General features: G+C 70.6%; 13 protein-coding genes. 7 read left to right on the top strand and 6 right to left on the bottom strand.

The annotated features are described in order from the left end of the window. The first annotated feature begins 325 nt into the window (after positions 1-325). From rsxB to nth, 6 genes are all read left to right on the top strand, one after another. Entirely contained in the window at positions 326-883 is a 558-nt protein-coding gene (rsxB, locus tag KAH28_RS01080) for an electron transport complex subunit RsxB (RefSeq protein ID WP_290573953.1), read from the top strand. Beyond that, the gene (rsxC, locus tag KAH28_RS01075) at positions 880-3,282 is read left to right on the top strand and encodes an electron transport complex subunit RsxC (RefSeq protein ID WP_290573952.1); all 2,403 of its coding nucleotides are present in this window, start codon (positions 880-882) and stop codon (positions 3,280-3,282) included. Before rsxB ends, rsxC begins: the two co-directional genes overlap by 4 nt. After that, a complete protein-coding gene (locus KAH28_RS01070) occupies positions 3,279-4,313 on the top strand; it encodes an RnfABCDGE type electron transport complex subunit D (RefSeq protein WP_290573951.1) in 1,035 nt (344 codons plus the stop codon). The genes rsxC and KAH28_RS01070 overlap by 4 nt, the downstream gene beginning before the upstream one ends. Then, positions 4,310-4,951: an electron transport complex subunit RsxG gene (rsxG, locus tag KAH28_RS01065; protein ID WP_290573950.1), complete on the top strand. Its 642-nt coding sequence runs from the start codon at positions 4,310-4,312 to the stop codon at positions 4,949-4,951. The genes KAH28_RS01070 and rsxG overlap by 4 nt, the downstream gene beginning before the upstream one ends. A gap of 142 nt (positions 4,952-5,093) precedes the next feature. Beyond that, the gene (locus KAH28_RS01060) at positions 5,094-5,765 is read left to right on the top strand and encodes an electron transport complex subunit E (RefSeq protein ID WP_290573949.1); all 672 of its coding nucleotides are present in this window, start codon (positions 5,094-5,096) and stop codon (positions 5,763-5,765) included. Between the two features lie 277 nt (positions 5,766-6,042). Further along, on the top strand, positions 6,043-6,696 hold the full coding sequence (gene nth / locus KAH28_RS01055) for an endonuclease III (protein ID WP_290573948.1): 654 nt from the start codon (positions 6,043-6,045) through the stop codon (positions 6,694-6,696). On the opposite strand, the gene KAH28_RS01050 is transcribed toward nth, so the two are convergent. After that, positions 6,681-8,576, bottom strand: a complete 1,896-nt coding sequence (locus KAH28_RS01050; RefSeq protein ID WP_290573947.1) for a sensor histidine kinase — start codon at positions 8,574-8,576, stop codon at positions 6,681-6,683. The two genes, nth and KAH28_RS01050, sit on opposite strands and share 16 nt — an antisense overlap. Before the next feature lie 25 nt (positions 8,577-8,601). Further along, positions 8,602-9,258, bottom strand: a complete 657-nt coding sequence (locus KAH28_RS01045; protein ID WP_290573946.1) for a response regulator transcription factor — start codon at positions 9,256-9,258, stop codon at positions 8,602-8,604. Between the two features lie 181 nt (positions 9,259-9,439). Between KAH28_RS01045 and KAH28_RS01040 the strand changes: the two genes are divergently transcribed. Next, positions 9,440-10,510 carry a hypothetical protein gene (locus KAH28_RS01040; protein WP_290573945.1) on the top strand — a complete coding sequence of 357 codons (1,071 nt, stop codon included), beginning with the start codon at positions 9,440-9,442 and terminating at the stop codon, positions 10,508-10,510. Positions 10,511-10,578: 68 nt separating this feature from the next. Here KAH28_RS01040 and KAH28_RS01035 read toward each other — a convergent pair whose 3' ends face one another. Genes KAH28_RS01035 through KAH28_RS01020 form a run of 4 tightly spaced genes read right to left on the bottom strand, consistent with a single transcriptional unit; the run spans position 10,579 to position 15,884 of the window. Further along, a complete protein-coding gene (locus KAH28_RS01035) occupies positions 10,579-10,893 on the bottom strand; it encodes a prepilin peptidase (RefSeq protein ID WP_290573944.1) in 315 nt (104 codons plus the stop codon). Positions 10,894-10,917: 24 nt separating this feature from the next. Further along, positions 10,918-14,739, bottom strand: a complete 3,822-nt coding sequence (gene purL / locus KAH28_RS01030; RefSeq protein ID WP_290573943.1) for a phosphoribosylformylglycinamidine synthase — start codon at positions 14,737-14,739, stop codon at positions 10,918-10,920. A gap of 28 nt (positions 14,740-14,767) precedes the next feature. Then, entirely contained in the window at positions 14,768-15,544 is a 777-nt protein-coding gene (locus KAH28_RS01025) for an MBL fold metallo-hydrolase (RefSeq protein WP_290573942.1), read from the bottom strand. Between the two features lie 7 nt (positions 15,545-15,551). Next, positions 15,552-15,884, bottom strand: coding sequence for a DUF1820 family protein (locus tag KAH28_RS01020; protein ID WP_290573941.1), 333 nt, complete (start codon positions 15,882-15,884; stop codon positions 15,552-15,554). Positions 15,885-15,904 lie beyond the last annotated feature (20 nt).

Genomic DNA, 15,904 nt, shown 5'->3' with positions numbered 1-15,904 from the left:
GGTGCCTTCACGGGTGGCCGGACCGGGAGGCGCGCGCAGTGGGGCTGCGAGACAGGACGTCGAGCAAGGGTGACCAGGACAGGGATGTCCTGTTCACCCGTGCCCCCGAGCACGGCTCCCGGGCTGGGCACCTGCCGCGCCTCCGGCGCGGCAGGCCACCCGTGCGGCACCATGGCTTTGGTTCCTTTGGCCGTAACCAAAGGAACCCGCGCCGGTCGAGCGGCATCACTCGATAGCGCCGAGGTTCCAAAGCGCGGAACCCGAGAGCAAAACGGGGCCAACGAAGAAGCTGTGAACGCCAGGACAGGGACCACCGAGGTACCCCATGCTTGAAGCCATCCTCGCCATGGGCGGCCTGGCCGCGGCGTTCGGCGTCGGGCTCGGCTTCGCAAGCCTGCGCTTCAAGGTCGAGGGCGACCCGCTGGTCGAGCAGATCGACGCCGTGCTGCCGCAGACACAGTGCGGCCAGTGCGGATATCCGGGCTGCAAGCCCTACGCCAAGGCCATCGCCGCGGACGAGGCGGACATCAACCAGTGCCCGCCGGGCGGCGAGGAAGGCATCGTCAAGCTCGCCGAGCTGCTGGGCAAGGAACCCAAGCCGCTCAATCCCGAGAACGGCACCGTCAAGGAGACGCCCACGGTGGCGCTCATCGACGAGGAGACCTGCATCGGCTGCACCAAGTGCATCCAGGCCTGCCCGGTGGATGCCATCGTCGGTGCCGCCCAGCAGATGCACACCGTGATCGAGGATCACTGCACCGGCTGCGAGCTGTGCATCCCGCCCTGCCCGGTGGACTGCATCACCATGGAGCCGGTGCAGCCCACCCAGAAGACCTGGACCTGGCCGGCGCCGGACGAGCAGAAGCGGCGCGAGGCGGCATGAGCGCGACGGTGCTGAACCTGTCGTCCTTCCCGGGCGGCCTGCATCTCGACGATCACAAGGATCTCGTCGCCGGCGAACCGATCGCGCCGGCCCCGGTGCCGCCGCAGCTGGTGGTGCCGCTGGCGCAGCACGTGGGGGCCGCGGCCGATGCCATCGTCCAGGTCGGCCAGCAGGTCCGTCGCGGCGAGCCCATCGGGCGCGCGCACGGCTACATCTCCCTGCCCATCCACGCGCCCAGCTCGGGCACGGTGGTCGCCATCGAGGACCGGCCGGTGGCGCACCCTTCCGGCATCCCGGCGCGCTGCGTGGTCATCGACACCGACGGCGCCGACACCCCGGCCGAACCGGACTGGGAGACCATCGCCGAGCCCGAGACCGCCGAGCCGCACGCGCTGCGCGACATCGCGCGCGCCGCCGGCATCGCCGGCCTGGGTGGAGCGTCGTTTCCGACCTTCGTCAAGCTCAACCCCAGCCGCCCGGTCGACGCGCTGATCATCAACGGCGCCGAGTGCGAGCCCTACATCGCCTGCGACCAGGCGCTGATGGCCGAGGACGCCGAGCAGATCATCGCCGGCGCCCGCGCCATGATGCGGGCGCTGGACACGCGCCAGTGCCTGGTCGGCATAGAGGACAACAAGCCCGGCGCGATCGCCGCCATGACCGCGGCCGCCGCCGGCGACGAGCGCATCACCGTGGTGACGGTGCCCACGCGCTACCCGCAGGGCGGCGAGAAGCAGCTCATCCAGACCCTCACCGGGCGCGAGGTCCCCAGCCAGGGGCTGCCGCTGGATATCGGCATCGTCTGCCAGAACCCGGGCACGGTGCGCGCCTTCCATCGCGCGGTCGTGCACGGCGAGCCCATGATCGACCGCGTCATCAGCCTGACCGGCAACGCCATGGCGCATCCGCGCAACGTGCGCGCGCGCATCGGCACGCCGCTGTCCTTCCTGGTGGCGCACTTCGGCGGCTATGCCGTGCCGCCCGGCCGACTGGTGATGGGGGGCCCGATGATGGGCATCGGCATTCCGGACGACGCCGAAGTACCGGTGGTCAAGTCCAGCAACTGCCTGCTGGCCATGCGACCGGAGGAAGTGCGTCCGGACGAGCAGGCCATGCCCTGCATTCGCTGCGGCGCCTGCACCGACGCCTGCCCGGCCGGACTGCTGCCGCAACAGCTCTACTGGCATGCACGCGCCCGCGAGCTCGACAAGACGCAGGCCTACAACCTCTTCGACTGCATCGAATGCGGCTGCTGCGCCGCCGTCTGCCCCAGCCACATTCCGCTGGTGCAGTACTACCGCTTCGCCAAGACCGAGATCTGGGCCGAGGAGCGCGAGCGCATCGCCGCCGACGCCGCCCGCGTGCGCCACGAGGAACGCCAGCGCCGCCTGGAGCGCGAGGCTGCCAAGAAGGAGGCCGCGCGCGCCGCCCGCAAGCAGAAGGCGCGCGGCACCGACACCGCCGCCACGGCATCGCCCGCCCCCGCTCCCGAGCCTGCCGATGATCCGGTGGCCCGCGCGATGGCCGCCGCCAGGGCGAAGAAAGCGGCAGCGGCCGGTGACACCGACACTGCGGCCACCGACGCCGATGGCGGCGACGACCCGATCGCGCGTGCCAAGGCCGCCGCCCAGGCCCGCAAGGCCGGGGAGGCAGAGGCATCGGAGCGAAGCGACGACGATCCGGTCGCCCGCGCCCTCGCCGCAGCCAAGGCGAAGAAGGCGGCGGCGGCGAAGGATGCATCGGCGCAGCCGACGGATTCCGCCGCGGAGTCCGACGACCCCATCGAGCGCGCCAAGGCCGCCGCCCGTGCGCGCAAGGCGGCGCGCGATGGCGCGGAGGCGGACGCGGAAGCGGCCGCGCCGGCGCCTGCCGCGGACGATGACCCGGTCGCCAGCGCCATCGCTGCGGCCAAGGCCAGGAAAGCCGCGGCGCAGAACGCGCCCGGAGACACGGCAAACACCGGCGCCGAAGCAACCGGCGCCGAGGCGGACGATCCCGTCGAACGCGCCAGGGCCGCTGCCCGCGCGCGCAAGGCGCAGCGCCAGGCCGCAGATGCCGACGCCGCGCCCGCCACGCGCGAGGCCGGTGGAGACGACGACGACCCCGTAGCCCGCGCCATCGCCGCAGCCAAGGCGAAGAAGGCGGCTGCAAAGAACGCGCCACCGGAGCAGGCCGATACCGCCGCCGACTCGGACGATCCCATCGAGCGTGCCAAGGCGGCGGCGCGGGCACGCAAGGCGCAGCGCGCGCAGCAGGAGAACGCAGACGGCAACGCAGCGGAATCCGCGCCAGCAGCCGATGATGGCGGCGACGACAGCGACCCGGTCGCGCAGGCCATCGCCCGCGCCAGGGCACGCAAGGCCGCGCAGCGCGGCGATTCCGGCAGCCAGGACGCATGAACGTCGTCTCTTCGCCGCACCTGCCGGTGCGCACCAGCGTGGGCGGCATCATGGCGCGCGTGCTGGCGGCGCTGATTCCGGGCCTGGTGGTCTACGTGCTGCTGTTCGGGCCGGGCGTGCTGCTCAACATCGCACTGTGCGCGGGCGCCTGCGTCGCCACCGAGGCGCTCTGGCTTAGGGCGCGCGGACGGCGTCCCGCCGCGCAGCTGCGCGACAACACGGCGCTGGTCACCGGCGTGCTGCTGGCACTGGCACTGCCGCCGCTGACGCCCTGGTGGATCCCGGTGCTGGGCGGCGTCTGTGCCATTGTGCTGGGCAAGCAGATCTACGGCGGACTGGGATCGAACCCGTTCAATCCGGCCATGCTCGGCTACGTCGTGCTGCTGGTGTCGTGCCCGCTGCAGTTGTCGCTGTGGCCGGCGATGACACCGCTGTGGTCGGATCCCCAGGCGGCACTGTCGCAGCTCGCGATCGCGTTCTCGGGCGACTGGGTCGCGCACATGGATGCGGTCAGCGGCGCGACCGCGCTCGACGCGGTGCGCACCGGCCTGGCCGACGGCCGCGCCATCGGCGAGATCGCCGCGGGCGGCGTCTCCGGCGCCTTCGCGCAGGGTCACGCCTGGGTGGCGCTGGCCTGGGCCGCGGGCGGCGCATGGCTGCTGGCGCGCCGGCTCATCGCATGGCAGATCGTGGTCGGCGTGATCGCCGGCACCGCGCTGTTCGCGCTGCCGTTCTGGGCCTTCGACCCGAGCCGCTTCGGCTCCCCGCTGTTCCACGTTCTGGCCGGCGCCACGCTGCTGGGTGCCTGCTTTATCGCCACCGACCCGGTGTCGGCCGCCACCACGCCGGCCGGGCGCGTGTACTACGGGCTCGCCATCGGCGCGCTGACCGTCATCATCCGGACCTGGGGCAACTACCCGGATGCCATCGCGTTCGCGGTGCTGCTGCTCAACCTGTGCGTGCCGCTCATCGACCAGTACACGCAGCCACGGGTCTACGGACAGCACAAGCGACCCGAGGACGCACCGTGAGCCCTCTGCTGCGGCAGATGGCGATCTCGGGCGGCCTCCTCGCCGCCTTCGCGGTGGTGGGGGCTCTGCTGCTGGCCGTGTCGCATGCGGTGACGGCGCCGCGCATCGCGGCCAACGTACAGGCGACGCTGGAGCGCCGGCTGGGCGAGGTGGTGCCGGACGGCGCCTATGACGGCCCGATCACCGACGACACCAGTGTCATCGACGACCCGGACGCAATGGCCGCACTGGGCACGCGCGAGCCGGTCACGCTCTATCGCGCCCGCCGCGACGGCGACGTGGTGGCGGCGGTCTTCGATGTCACCACGCCCGAAGGCTACGGCGGCGACATCCGGCTGCTGGTGGGCGTCGACCGCGACGGCGTCATCACCGGCGTCCGCGCGGTCTCGCACCGCGAAACCCCCGGGCTGGGCGACAAGATCGAGACCGGCAAGACCGACTGGATCCTGGGCTTCACCGGCCGCTCGCTGGGCGACCCGCCCGCCGGAAAGTGGCAGGTCGAGCGCGACGGCGGGGTCTTCGATCAGTTCTCCGGCGCCACCATCACGCCGCGCGCCGTGGTGCGCCAGGTCGCGCGCGTGCTGACCTATGTCCGCGGGCATCACGAGCGGCTGTATCCAAAGCGGCACGCACCGTGAGATCGGACGCATGAGATCAGATACAAGATCGGGGACAGTATATGAATTCCCGGGCAATGAGGTTGATCCGTACGGCGCCTTCAGGGAATTCATATACTGTCCCCGCTTTGTGGCCCGTTCTGTTCGATAGACTGGATTCGTCATGAGCTACGCCAAGATCGCCCGCGAGGGCCTGTGGAACAACAACCCGGCGATGGTGCAGCTGCTCGGCCTGTGTCCGCTGCTGGCGACCTCGTCGACGGTCGTCAACGCCACCGGCATGGCACTGGCGACGCTCTTCGTGGTGCTGCTGACCAACGTCCTGATCTCGGGCATCCGCTCGCAGACGCGCAAGGAGATCCGCATCCCGGTGTTCGTCATGATCATCGCGGCTGCGGTTACCGCGGTCGAGCTGTTCATGAATGCCTATCTCCACGAGCTCTTCCTGCGACTGGGCATCTTCATCCCGCTGATCACGACCAACTGCATGATCCTGGGCCGGGCCGAAGCCTTCGCGTCGAAGAACGCCATACCGCGCGCGGCCTTCGACGGACTGATGATGGGCGCGGGATTCGGCCTGGTGCTGATCGCGCTGGGCGCGGTACGCGAGGCGCTCGGTCAGGGCACGCTGCTGGCCGGCGCCGAGCTGCTGTTCGGGCCGGCCGCTGCCGCCTGGGAGGTCCGCCTGGTCCCGGGCTTCGAGGGCTGGCTGCTCGCCGCCCTGCCCCCGGGCGCCTTCATCGGCCTGGGCTTCCTGGTCGCCGGCAAGCAGTGGCTGGACCAGCGCGCCAGCCGGCGCGCGACGGCGGCCGAGGCCATGCCGAGCCAGGCATGACGCTTTGTGCACGCAATCAGGGGCGCACACAACCGGGGACAGTATATTGATTTCTTCTTCCGCCTGGGAGGATCAACTGCCCTGCCTGAAATCAGTATACTGTCCCTCACCCGCCCAAGAATAGAACCACAGATTGCACAGATTTACACAGATTACTTTCGGTTCCGGTGTGCGCCGGCGAAGCCGGCGCCACCAGTAGAAAATCCTTTTAATCTGTGAAATCTGTGGTTCTTTGCATGTTGCGTTTGTCTCCTGCTCACACCCCACACCTCACCCAATGAACAAGGCCAAGCGCACGGCCATCTTCGAGCGCCTGCGCGCCGACAAGCCGGCACCGACGACGGAGCTCCGCTACGACTCGCCCTTCGAGCTGCTGGTGGCGGTGGTGCTGTCGGCACAGGCCACCGACGTCGGCGTCAACAAGGCCACGGCTCGGTTGTTTCCGGTGGCGAACACGCCGGAAGCGATCCTGGCGCTGGGCGAGGAGCAGCTGCGCGAGCACATCAAGACCATCGGCCTGTACCGCGCCAAGGCGGCCAACGTCATCAAGCTGTGCCGCATGCTCGTGGAGCAGCACGGCGGTGAGGTGCCGCGGTCGCGCGAGGCGCTGGAGGCGCTTCCCGGGGTCGGCCGCAAGACCGCGAACGTCATCCTCAACACGGCCTTCGGCGAGCCCACCATCGCGGTCGACACGCACATCTTCCGGGTGGCCAATCGCACAGGACTGGCGCCGGGGCGCAACGTCCGCGAGGTCGAGGACCGGCTGGTGCGGCTGACACCGCCCGAGTTCCGCAAGGACGCGCACCACTGGCTGATCCTGCACGGACGCTACGTCTGCAAGGCACGCCGCCCGGAGTGCGGCAACTGCGGCATCGTCGATCTCTGCGAGTACCGGGAGAAGGTCCTCCCCGCCGATCAACCGGCGGACTGAACGACGGACAGGACCACCGGCAGCTCCAGCGCGATGCTGGTGCCGGCGCCGGGCCTGCTGTAGACCCGCAGCTTGCCGCCCAGCGCTTCGGCGCGGTGCCGCATGTTGGCCAGCCCCTTGCCGCACGGTCCGTGACCGTCGGCGGAACCGTCCTCGCCGGCCGCGAAGCCGCGCCCGTTGTCGCTGATGCGGACTTCGACCGTTCCCGGGTCGGCGCCGGACCCGGGGTGATGCATGGTGGCGACGGTCACCCGGTCGGCGCCGGCGTGCTGGATGACGTTCCCCAGTGCCTCCTGCGCGATGCGCAGCACGTGCAGCGCCTGCGGCGCGCGCAGCCATTCGAGCTGCGGCAGCGGTGCCGCCTGCCATTCCATCTCGATGCCGGCGTACTCCAGCTGGGGCGCGAGCCGGTAGCGGAGGTTGCCGAGCAGGCTGAGCAGGTCGCCCTCCACCGGCTCCAGCGAGTCGACCGTGAGCTTCAGATCGGATATGGCTCCGCGCAGCGCGCGGACGGCCGCGTCATCGCCGGCGCCGCGCGACTGCAGCGCCGCCAGCGTGGCAACCAGATTCGAGCCGATGCCGTCGTGGATCTCGCGCATCAGGCGCTGGCGCTCATCGGCGAGCACCTGCTCGCGACCCATGGCCTCGAGACGCTCGAAGCTCTCCTCGAGGGCGACCTGACGCTCGTGCACGCGCGCCTCCAGGGTCCGATTCATGGCCTCAAACTCGCCGAGCCACTCCACGTAGCGCGCGCCCAGGGCCAGCGAGAAGCTCAGGAACAGCACGACCGCGCCGATGGGCATGACATAAGGCAGCTCGATCGAGCTGATGTGAGTCATCACCAGGAGGTCGTGACTGCTCGCGACGATGGTGATCCCGTAGCCCACCGCCAGCAGGATCTGGGGTGCACCGCGGTGAAGCCACGCCCGCTGCAGCAGGAGTCCCGCCGTGAAGAGAGCGATCGGGATGAGGCCGAGATAGACCCAGGGGGCCGACTCGTAGGCATCGAATCCGATACCCGGCGCCAGCAGCAGGGTCATCGCCATGGCGATGGCCAGCAGCACCGCGGTCAGCCAGCGGCGCTGGATCCCGTAGTAGTGGAACGCGAACAGGAACAGGAACAGCATCGCCCAGGGCAGCGACACCACCGTCAGCCACCAGAAGAAGGCCGGCGAAACGGGCGGCACGATCAGGAAGTAGTGCAGCAGCCGCACCGAGAACATCGCCGCACCCAGCCCCAGCAGCAGATGCAGCGTCTCCGAGCGCCGTACCGCCCAGACGCCCAGCGAGAAGATGGCGAGGCCGCCCAGCATCCAGGTGCCGGCCTGCGCGGCGCCCACCCGGAGCATGTAGCTGATCTCGTAGCGCGTGCGCAGCGCCTCGGGCGGTCCCAGCCAGACCCGCGAGAGCCCGACCGATCCGGTATACGGCGAATCCAGGCCGATGAGGAGCTCGTTGCGCCCCGGCTCCAGCGCGATGGCCGGGATCACGCTCCAGACAGGGTGATTCCAGCCGTGCTCCACCCGCTCCGGCTGCAGGAAGGTGCGATCGATCATCGAACCGTTCACGTATACGCGGGCACGGTCGGAGAAGCGCGGCGTGAACAGGGCGAGCTGCCCATCGATGGGCGCCGTGAGGTTCACGTGGAAGCGATACCAGTGCACCGGCGCGTCGTCGGTACCCCGCGGGCGACGACCCAGCCGTGTGCCGGTGTAGCGCTCGGTTGCATCCGGATCGGGCAACGGCACGCGGGTCCACCCCGAGGTAAGCAAGGGCGTCTCGTCGTGCGGCGTGACCACCCAGTCCGCTTCGGCGAAGGTCAATGTCTCCGACAGCGGCGACCCCGATTCGGCGAATGCCGGCAGCAGCGCCGCCGCCACCAGCGCCGCGATCCCGCAGAACGCGCTACGAAAGCAGCCCCATGCGCTGGGCCTCGAACACCGCCTCGCCGCGCGAGCGCACCTGGAGCTTTTCGTAGAGGCGCTTGACATAGGTTCCGACGGTATGCGGCGAGACATCGAGCAGCCGCGCGATCTCCTGATAGGCAAAGCCGCGCGACAGCAGGTTCAGGACCTCTGCCTCGCGCGGCGACAGGACCGATTGTTCCTGATCGCCGAACGATGCGCCGGCACCGGCCGGCTGCAGGCGCTGCAGGAGCTGGCGCGCGATGATCGGCGTGATGGGCGAGCCGCCGGCGCGCAGCTCCATGATGCGGGCCGCGAAATCGGTGTCGGTATCGTCCTTGAGCAGGTAGCCGGTGGCACCGGCCTCGATGCTCGCCAGCACGTTGCGCTGGTCGCCGAACACCGTCACCACCATGATGTCGCACTTCGGGTACAGCGTGTGCGCCTTGGCGATGACGGTAATGCCGCTGGCGTCCGGCAGTCCGAGATCCACCAGCAGCACGTCGGGCTCCCGCGCCTCCAGCGCTGCAATGCCGGCGGCGGCGGTCATCGCCCAGTCGCGCACCCGGATACGCTCGCTCGCGGCGAGCGCCACCTCGAGCCGCTCGCGCATGCGCGGGTCGTCCTCCACCACGATCACGTCGACGATCTCGTCCATGCGTCGATTGTGCTGCGAAGTGCCGCTTTCTGAAAGCTGTGAACGCCGTCACAGGCGTCCCCAGATTTCGGTACGCGGCTCGAAATCGTGCGTCCTAGACTCGAACGCGTCGGCCGGCATACCCCCCAGACAGGGGCGGTTCCGGGCGAGCGACCCCATTCGAATCCCCGGAGAGCACATCATGCAGAACCCTTGGATCAAGACCGGCGCCCTGGCACTGAGCGCTTTCGCGATCGCCGCCTGTGGCGGCGGCGGCGGCGGCGGTGGTGGTGGTGGTGGTGACGACGGCGGCGGTGATGGCGGTGGCGGCGGCGGTGGTGAGCCGAGCGCCGAGACCCGTGACCAGGCTGCCGCAACCGCCTCCATTGCCAACCTCTTCGCGAAGGCCGGTGTTGCGGCCGCCAACCAGGTCGATGAGATGGACGACGAGGCCACCACACAGTCGTTGACCGTGAAGGAAGCCGTCTCCTGTGGCGCGGGCGGCACCATCGATGAAACCACGAGCACCGAGAACGTCGGGTCGCCCTTCGCGGCCAGCCTTTCGGTCATGACCACCATTGCCGACAACTGCCGGGAATCGGGTAGCGGTGACGGCTTCACCTTCAGTTCGCGCCAGGACGGCATCCTCGCCGTCGGCGAGGCAGAGGGTGGCGCCGTGACCTACCTGCGCGCCAGCGACATCAACGGCGACCCGGCAAGCGGCGAGCCCTTCATCATCCAGGCCAGCGGCAACACACCGCAGGGCAACTTCGAGACCGATGGCGCCTTCCAGGGCGAGCTCAACGTCTGCGACAACTGCGCAAGCCCCACCCAGGGTGGCACGCAGGAGATCATCGGCTATCTGGAGGCATCCTTCTCGGGAGGCAGCCTGCCCGGCGCTGGCGATATCCCGGACTTCACGTCCACCTTCGGCGACGGCCCCGACAGCCCGGTCACCCTGATCGCCAAGGACATGGGCGCGACCACGGAAACCACCATCGACGGGCGCTTCGGCTTCGACGACGGTGGCGCCTGCGACTTCATGAGCACCTATGAGACGGTCGATCCGCTCATCACCGACAACGAGACCGGCGTGACGGAAAGCGGGCGCCTCAACGTGACCACCGGTGGCGCCACGCTCGACGTCCGATTCCTCGGCGGCGGCAGCGTCAGCGTGAACGGCGAGACCTACACTGCCGAGGAACTCGCGGCGCTGAATGACAACTGCAAGGCCGCACTGGATCAGGTGGGCTCCGGCGACGAGGCAAGCTGATCGCCGTCATGGCGCGCCCGCGTGCAGCGGGCGCGCCAACCCTCTCCCTGCATCGACCGCTTCCGGCGTTACAGCAGCGACAGCAACGCCAGCAGCAGCGTCCCGCCGCCGAACACGCCGATCACCTCGACGACCAGGCTGCGCAGCGGCATTGCCGCCCCGCAGCAGCGCGCGCGGCCATCCAGCAGCAGCCACGACACCACCGGCACCCGGTCGCGCAGCGGTAGCGGCCGCCTGCAGGCATTGCAGAAGGCCGGCACGCGCATGGCGCGGAGCCACCCCACGCGCCGTGCCATGTCGCGCCGATCCAGCGCACGGTTGACGCGCCCGGCGACCAGACCGCCGAGCACCATGCCCACCGCGAAGAAGGCCACCAGGGTCATCGCCCGCCCCGTTGCCGTGGGCGCCTAGCCGACCCAGCGCCGCGCATTGCGGAACATCTGCATCCAGGGCGTGAACGCCCGCTGGCGGTCGGGCCACCAGGAACCCACCGTGCCCGCCACCGTGCGCTCGGGATGCGGCATGAGGATGGTGATGCGGCCGTCCGCGTTGCACAGCCCCGTCAATCCCTGCGGCGAGCCGTTGGGATTGCTCGGATAGCGTTCGGCCGGCGTGCCGTCGGCGTGGGCGTAGCGCATCGCGATCTGCTGGTTGCGCTCCAGCCGCTGTATCGCGTCGGCGTCGAGCGCCATGCGCCCCTCGCCGTGCGCCACCGCCACCGGCAGCATGGCGCCCCCCATGTCGCGGAAGAACAGCGAGCGCGACTCGGGAATGACCACCTGGCTCCAGCGCGCCTCGAACTGCTCCGAGCGATTGCGCAGCAGCGGCGGCCAGTCTTCGGCGCCGGGGATGATCCCGGCCAGCGCGGCCAGCATCTGGCAGCCGTTGCAAACCCCGAGCGCGAAGCGCGTCTCGTCCGCGAAGAAGGCCGCGAAGCGCTCGCGCGCCTCGGCGTGGAACAGGATCGAGCGCGCCCAGCCCAGCCCGGCACCGAGCACGTCGCCATAGGAGAAGCCGCCGCAGGCCACGATGCCGCGGACGTCATCCAGCGTGCGGCCGCCGTCGAGGATGTCGCTCATGTGCACGTCGACGGCCTCGAAGCCGGCCGCATCGAAGGCCCACGCCATCTCGACGTGACCGTTGACGCCCTGCTCGCGCAGGATCGCGACGCGCGGCCGGGCGATGCCGGTCACCGCCGGCGGTGCATCGTGCTCGTCGACGATGACGCGCAGCGACTCGCGCGTCGACCGGTCGGCGTCGGCCTCGTCGACGCATGCCGGGTTGTCGCGCAGCCGCGTCATGTGATGGCTGGTCTCGGCCCACAGCGCTTCGAGCGCGGCGATGCTGTCGTCGAAGACCGCAGCGCCGTCGTGCCGGAGCGTCAGACGCTCGCCGGCATCGGGCGCGCCCAGCTCGGTAACGCGGCAACCGGCCAGCCGCTCGCGCAGCATCGCGACATCGCCGGCGGCGACCTGGACCACCCATCCGAGCCCTTCGTGGAAGGCCGCGGCGATCGGGTCGCGCCCCAGGCCGTCGAGCGTCACATCGATGCCGAGGCGGCTCGCGAAGGCCATCTCGGCCAGGGTGGCGAAGAGACCGCCATCCGAACGGTCGTGACAGGCCAGCACGCGTCCTTCGCGGATCAGCGCCGAGAGGCCCTCGAAGGCGGCGCGCAGCGCGTCCGGCGCATCGACATCCGGCACCGCCCCGCCGATGGCGCCGTGGACCTGCGCGAGGATGGAGCCCCCCAGCCGCGGGCCGGCCGCACCGGGCTCGATCAGCACCAGCCGGGTATCGGCCACCCGCTGCATCTGCGGCGTGACGTGGACGCGCACATCCGGAACCGGCGCGAAGGCGCTGACGATGAGCGACATCGGCGCGGTCTGGCGGTAGTCGCCGTCGCCGTCGCGCCACTGGCTCTTCATGGAAAGCGAATCCTTGCCCACCGGGATGGCGAGGCCGAGCTGCGGGCACAGCTCGGCGCCCACGGCGCGCACGGCATCGAACAGGCGCGCATCCTCGTCATCGTTGCCGCAGGCCGCCATCCAGTTGGCGGACAGGCGCACGTCGGTGATGCGCGCGGGCGCCGCCGACACCAGATTGGTGAGTGCCTCGCCCACCGCCATGCGCGCGGAGGCCGCCGCATCGAGGATGGCCAGCGGCGCGCGCTCGCCCATCGCCATGGCCTCGCCGGTGGCGGCGGTGAAGCCGGTGGCGGTGATGGCGTTGTCCGCCACCGGCACCTGCCAGGGGCCCACCATCTGGTCGCGCACGGTCAGGCCGCCGACCGTGCGATCGCCGATGGTGATGAGGAAATCCTTGGCCGCGACCGTGGGATGGCGCAGGACGCGCGCGGCAGCCTCGGCGAAATCGATGGCTTCCGTGGAGAAGCCGTCCGCCGGCGGTGCGGCCCGACGCGTCTCGCGGTGCATGCGCGGCGTCCTGCCCAGCAGCACCGGCATGGGCATGTCGATGGCGGCCTCGCCACCGGCGTCGACCACGCGCAGCTGCGGCTCGGCCGTCGCCGTGCCGACCACCGCCATCGGGCAGCGCTCGCGCTCGCAGAAGGCGCGAAGCCGCGCGACATCGGCCTGCGCCACGGCCAGCACGTAGCGCTCCTGCGACTCGTTGCACCAGATCTCCATCGGCGACAGCGACGGATCGGCGCAGTCGACATCGGCCAGCCGGAAATCACCGCCGCGCCCGTCGGCGTCGATGAGCTCGGGCAGCGCATTGGACAGGCCGCCTGCGCCGACATCGTGGATGGAGACGATGGGGTTGTCGTCGCCGGCCGCCCAGCAGGCGTCGACGACTTCCTGGCAGCGACGCTGCAGCTCGGGGTTGGCGCGCTGCACCGAGGCGAAGTCCAGCGCGATGTCGCCGGCGCCGGTGGCGCGGCTCGACGCCGCACCGCCGCCCAGGCCGATGAGCATGGCCGGGCCGCCCAGCACGACCAGCGCCGCGTCCACCGGCACGGCGTCCTTCTGCACGTGCGCCTCGCGGATGTTGCCGTAGCCCCCCGCGATCATGATCGGCTTGTGATAGCCGCGCCGGCGCCCGTCGGCGGTGACCTGCTCGAAGCTGCGGAAGTAGCCCGCGAGATTCGGCCGGCCGAATTCGTTGTTGTAGCGGGCAGCGCCGATGGGCGCTTCCAGCATGATCCGGAGCGGGCTCGCCATGTTGGCCGGCGCGCTGTCGGGCTGTTCCCACGGCCGGGCGGCATCGGGCATGCGGAGATTCGAGACCGAGAAGCCGCAAAGGCCGGCCTTGGGCCGCGCGCCGCGCCCGGTGGCGGCCTCGTCGCGGATCTCGCCGCCGGCGCCGGTGGCCGCGCCGGGGTCGGGCGAGATGCCGGTCGGGTGGTTGTGCGTCTCCACCTTCATGAGCAGGTGCACCGGCTCGTCCACGCCCTGCCAGCGCCCGTCGGCATCGCGCAGGTAGCGCATGGCGTGCGCGCCGGCCACCACCGCGGCGTTGTCCTTGTACGCCGACAGCACGCCGCCGGGCGTGGCGGCGTGCGTCATGCGGATCATCTCGAACAGGCTGTGCGGCTGCTCCGCGCCATCCACGGTGAAGCGGGCGTTGAAGATCTTGTGCCGGCAGTGCTCGGAGTTGATCTGCGCGAACATCATCAGCTCGGCATCGCTGGGGTCGCGACCGGCGCCGGCGTAGTGCGCGGCGAGGTAGTCGATCTCCTCGTCGGACAGCGCCAGACCCCACTCGTCGTTGGCGCGCGCCAGCGCCGCGCGCCCCTCGGCGGCCAGCGGCACGCGCACCAGCGGCCGCGCCGCCGGTGCGACGAACAGGCCGTCGAGCGCGGCGGGGTCGTCGAGCAGGCTCTCGGTCATCGGATCATGGAGCGCGCCGGCCGCTGCGTCGGTCAGCGACGCGCCCAGTCCGGTGATCAGGCGGCCGCGCTCGATGCGCCGGGCCGCGACGCCGCATACCCGGGCGATATCGGTGGCCTTGCTGCTCCACGGCGACAGCGTGCCGACCCGCGGCGTGGCGTAGCGCGTGCCGGCGCTACGCGGCAGCGCCGACGGCTCGACCGGCTCCGGTCCGCCGAGCAGCGCGCGCAGCGCGCCGTCGTCGCCCTCGGCACCGTCGACCAGGAAGAGCTCGCGGACGGCGAGCGCCTCGGAGGCGGCGCCGTGCTCCGCGAGCGTGCGCGCAAGCGCATCGCGCCGGAAGTCGGAGAGCGCCGGTGGGCCGAGATAGATGCGGGGCATGGGGTGTCCTGATGCGGTCCCTGGGGTTCTATACGGCCCGCCAGGCGAGACCGTCGTCCTGATACGCGACGCCCAGCCAGTCGGGCGTGCAGCCGAGCGCCTCGGCAGCGACGCCGCGGGCGCGCTCGGGCGTGTTGTTCTGCTCGGAGAGATGCGTGAGCACGACGTGCCGCAGCCGGCTGGTGTCGACGGCGCCGAGCAGCTGTGCCGACTGATGGTTCGACAGGTGCCCCAGGCTGCCGCCGACGCGCAGCTTCAGCGCCGCCGGATAGGGCCCTTCCGCGAGCATGTCGGGATCGTGGTTGGCCTCCAGCAGGAGCGCGTCCAGCCCGCTCAGACAGGCGACCATGTGCTGCGTGATGTGCCCGGCGTCGGACAGCACGCCGAGCCGGTGGGCGCCGTCGGTGACCACGAACTGGCTGGGCTCGCGGGCGTCGTGCGGCACCGGCAACGGATGCAGCGACAGCCCGTCGATGGCGAAGGGAGTGTGCGGGTCGTAGCGTTCCGGCTCGGGCATGGTGGCGGCAATGCGCGCCGGAAGCGCAGCGCGCGTGCCGGGCGTCATCCATACCGGGATGCCGTGGCGGCGCGCGAGCATGCCGGCGCCGCGGACGTGATCACCGTGCTCGTGGGTCACGACGATGGCGGAGAGGCTCCCGGGCGCCACGCCGAGACGCTCGAGACGTCTCTCGGTCTCGCCGAGATTGAAGCCGCAGTCGATGAGGATGCGGGTGCGGCCGTCGTCGATGAGCGTGGCATTGCCACGGCTGCCGCTACCCAGGATCGCGAAGCGCAGACCGGCCACCGGTGGCTCAGTTGCCCGAGCCGTGCGGGCCGAACATGGGCAGGGTCGTGACCTTGCCGCTCTCGCCCTGGGCGTCCGAGATCCGTGCCTTGCCGCGATGCTGCACCTGATCGATGCGCACCACCTGGTGAACCGGGACGAAGAAGCGCTCGACGCCCTCGAACTCGGCCTGGAGCTTCTCCTCGCTGGGATCGATCACGACCTGGGTCTTCTCGCCGAAGACCAGCTTGCCGACCTCGACGAAGCCCATCATCGCCGAGTGCGAAACCTCGCGCGCGTAGATCTCGTAGAGCTTGCCCTGCTGAACGAAGCTGACGCGGTAGAGATGCTGCTGCGGCATGGCGGCGGAGATGGTCGGCA

Origin of the sequence: Algiphilus sp. (genome assembly GCF_023145115.1) — a bacterium.
In the GTDB taxonomy this organism is placed as follows: domain Bacteria; phylum Pseudomonadota; class Gammaproteobacteria; order Nevskiales; family Nevskiaceae; genus Algiphilus.
The sequence above is the reverse complement of the archived record's forward strand: the minus strand, read 5'-3'. Positions and strand labels throughout refer to the sequence as shown.

Bases quoted from the DNA above. Each gene is read 5' to 3' on its own strand.
- rsxB (WP_290573953.1), top strand. From the start codon at position 326: ATGCTTGAAGCCATCCTCGCCATGGGCGGCCTGGCCGCGGCGTTCGGC.
- rsxC (WP_290573952.1), top strand. From the start codon at position 880: ATGAGCGCGACGGTGCTGAACCTGTCGTCCTTCCCGGGCGGCCTGCAT.
- KAH28_RS01070 (WP_290573951.1), top strand. From the start codon at position 3,279: ATGAACGTCGTCTCTTCGCCGCACCTGCCGGTGCGCACCAGCGTGGGC.
- KAH28_RS01060 (WP_290573949.1), top strand. From the start codon at position 5,094: ATGAGCTACGCCAAGATCGCCCGCGAGGGCCTGTGGAACAACAACCCG.
- nth (WP_290573948.1), top strand. From the start codon at position 6,043: ATGAACAAGGCCAAGCGCACGGCCATCTTCGAGCGCCTGCGCGCCGAC.
- KAH28_RS01045 (WP_290573946.1), bottom strand. From the start codon at position 9,258: ATGGACGAGATCGTCGACGTGATCGTGGTGGAGGACGACCCGCGCATG.
- KAH28_RS01040 (WP_290573945.1), top strand. From the start codon at position 9,440: ATGCAGAACCCTTGGATCAAGACCGGCGCCCTGGCACTGAGCGCTTTC.
- KAH28_RS01035 (WP_290573944.1), bottom strand. From the start codon at position 10,893: ATGACCCTGGTGGCCTTCTTCGCGGTGGGCATGGTGCTCGGCGGTCTG.
- purL (WP_290573943.1), bottom strand. From the start codon at position 14,739: ATGCCCCGCATCTATCTCGGCCCACCGGCGCTCTCCGACTTCCGGCGC.
- KAH28_RS01020 (WP_290573941.1), bottom strand. From the start codon at position 15,884: ATGCCGCAGCAGCATCTCTACCGCGTCAGCTTCGTTCAGCAGGGCAAG.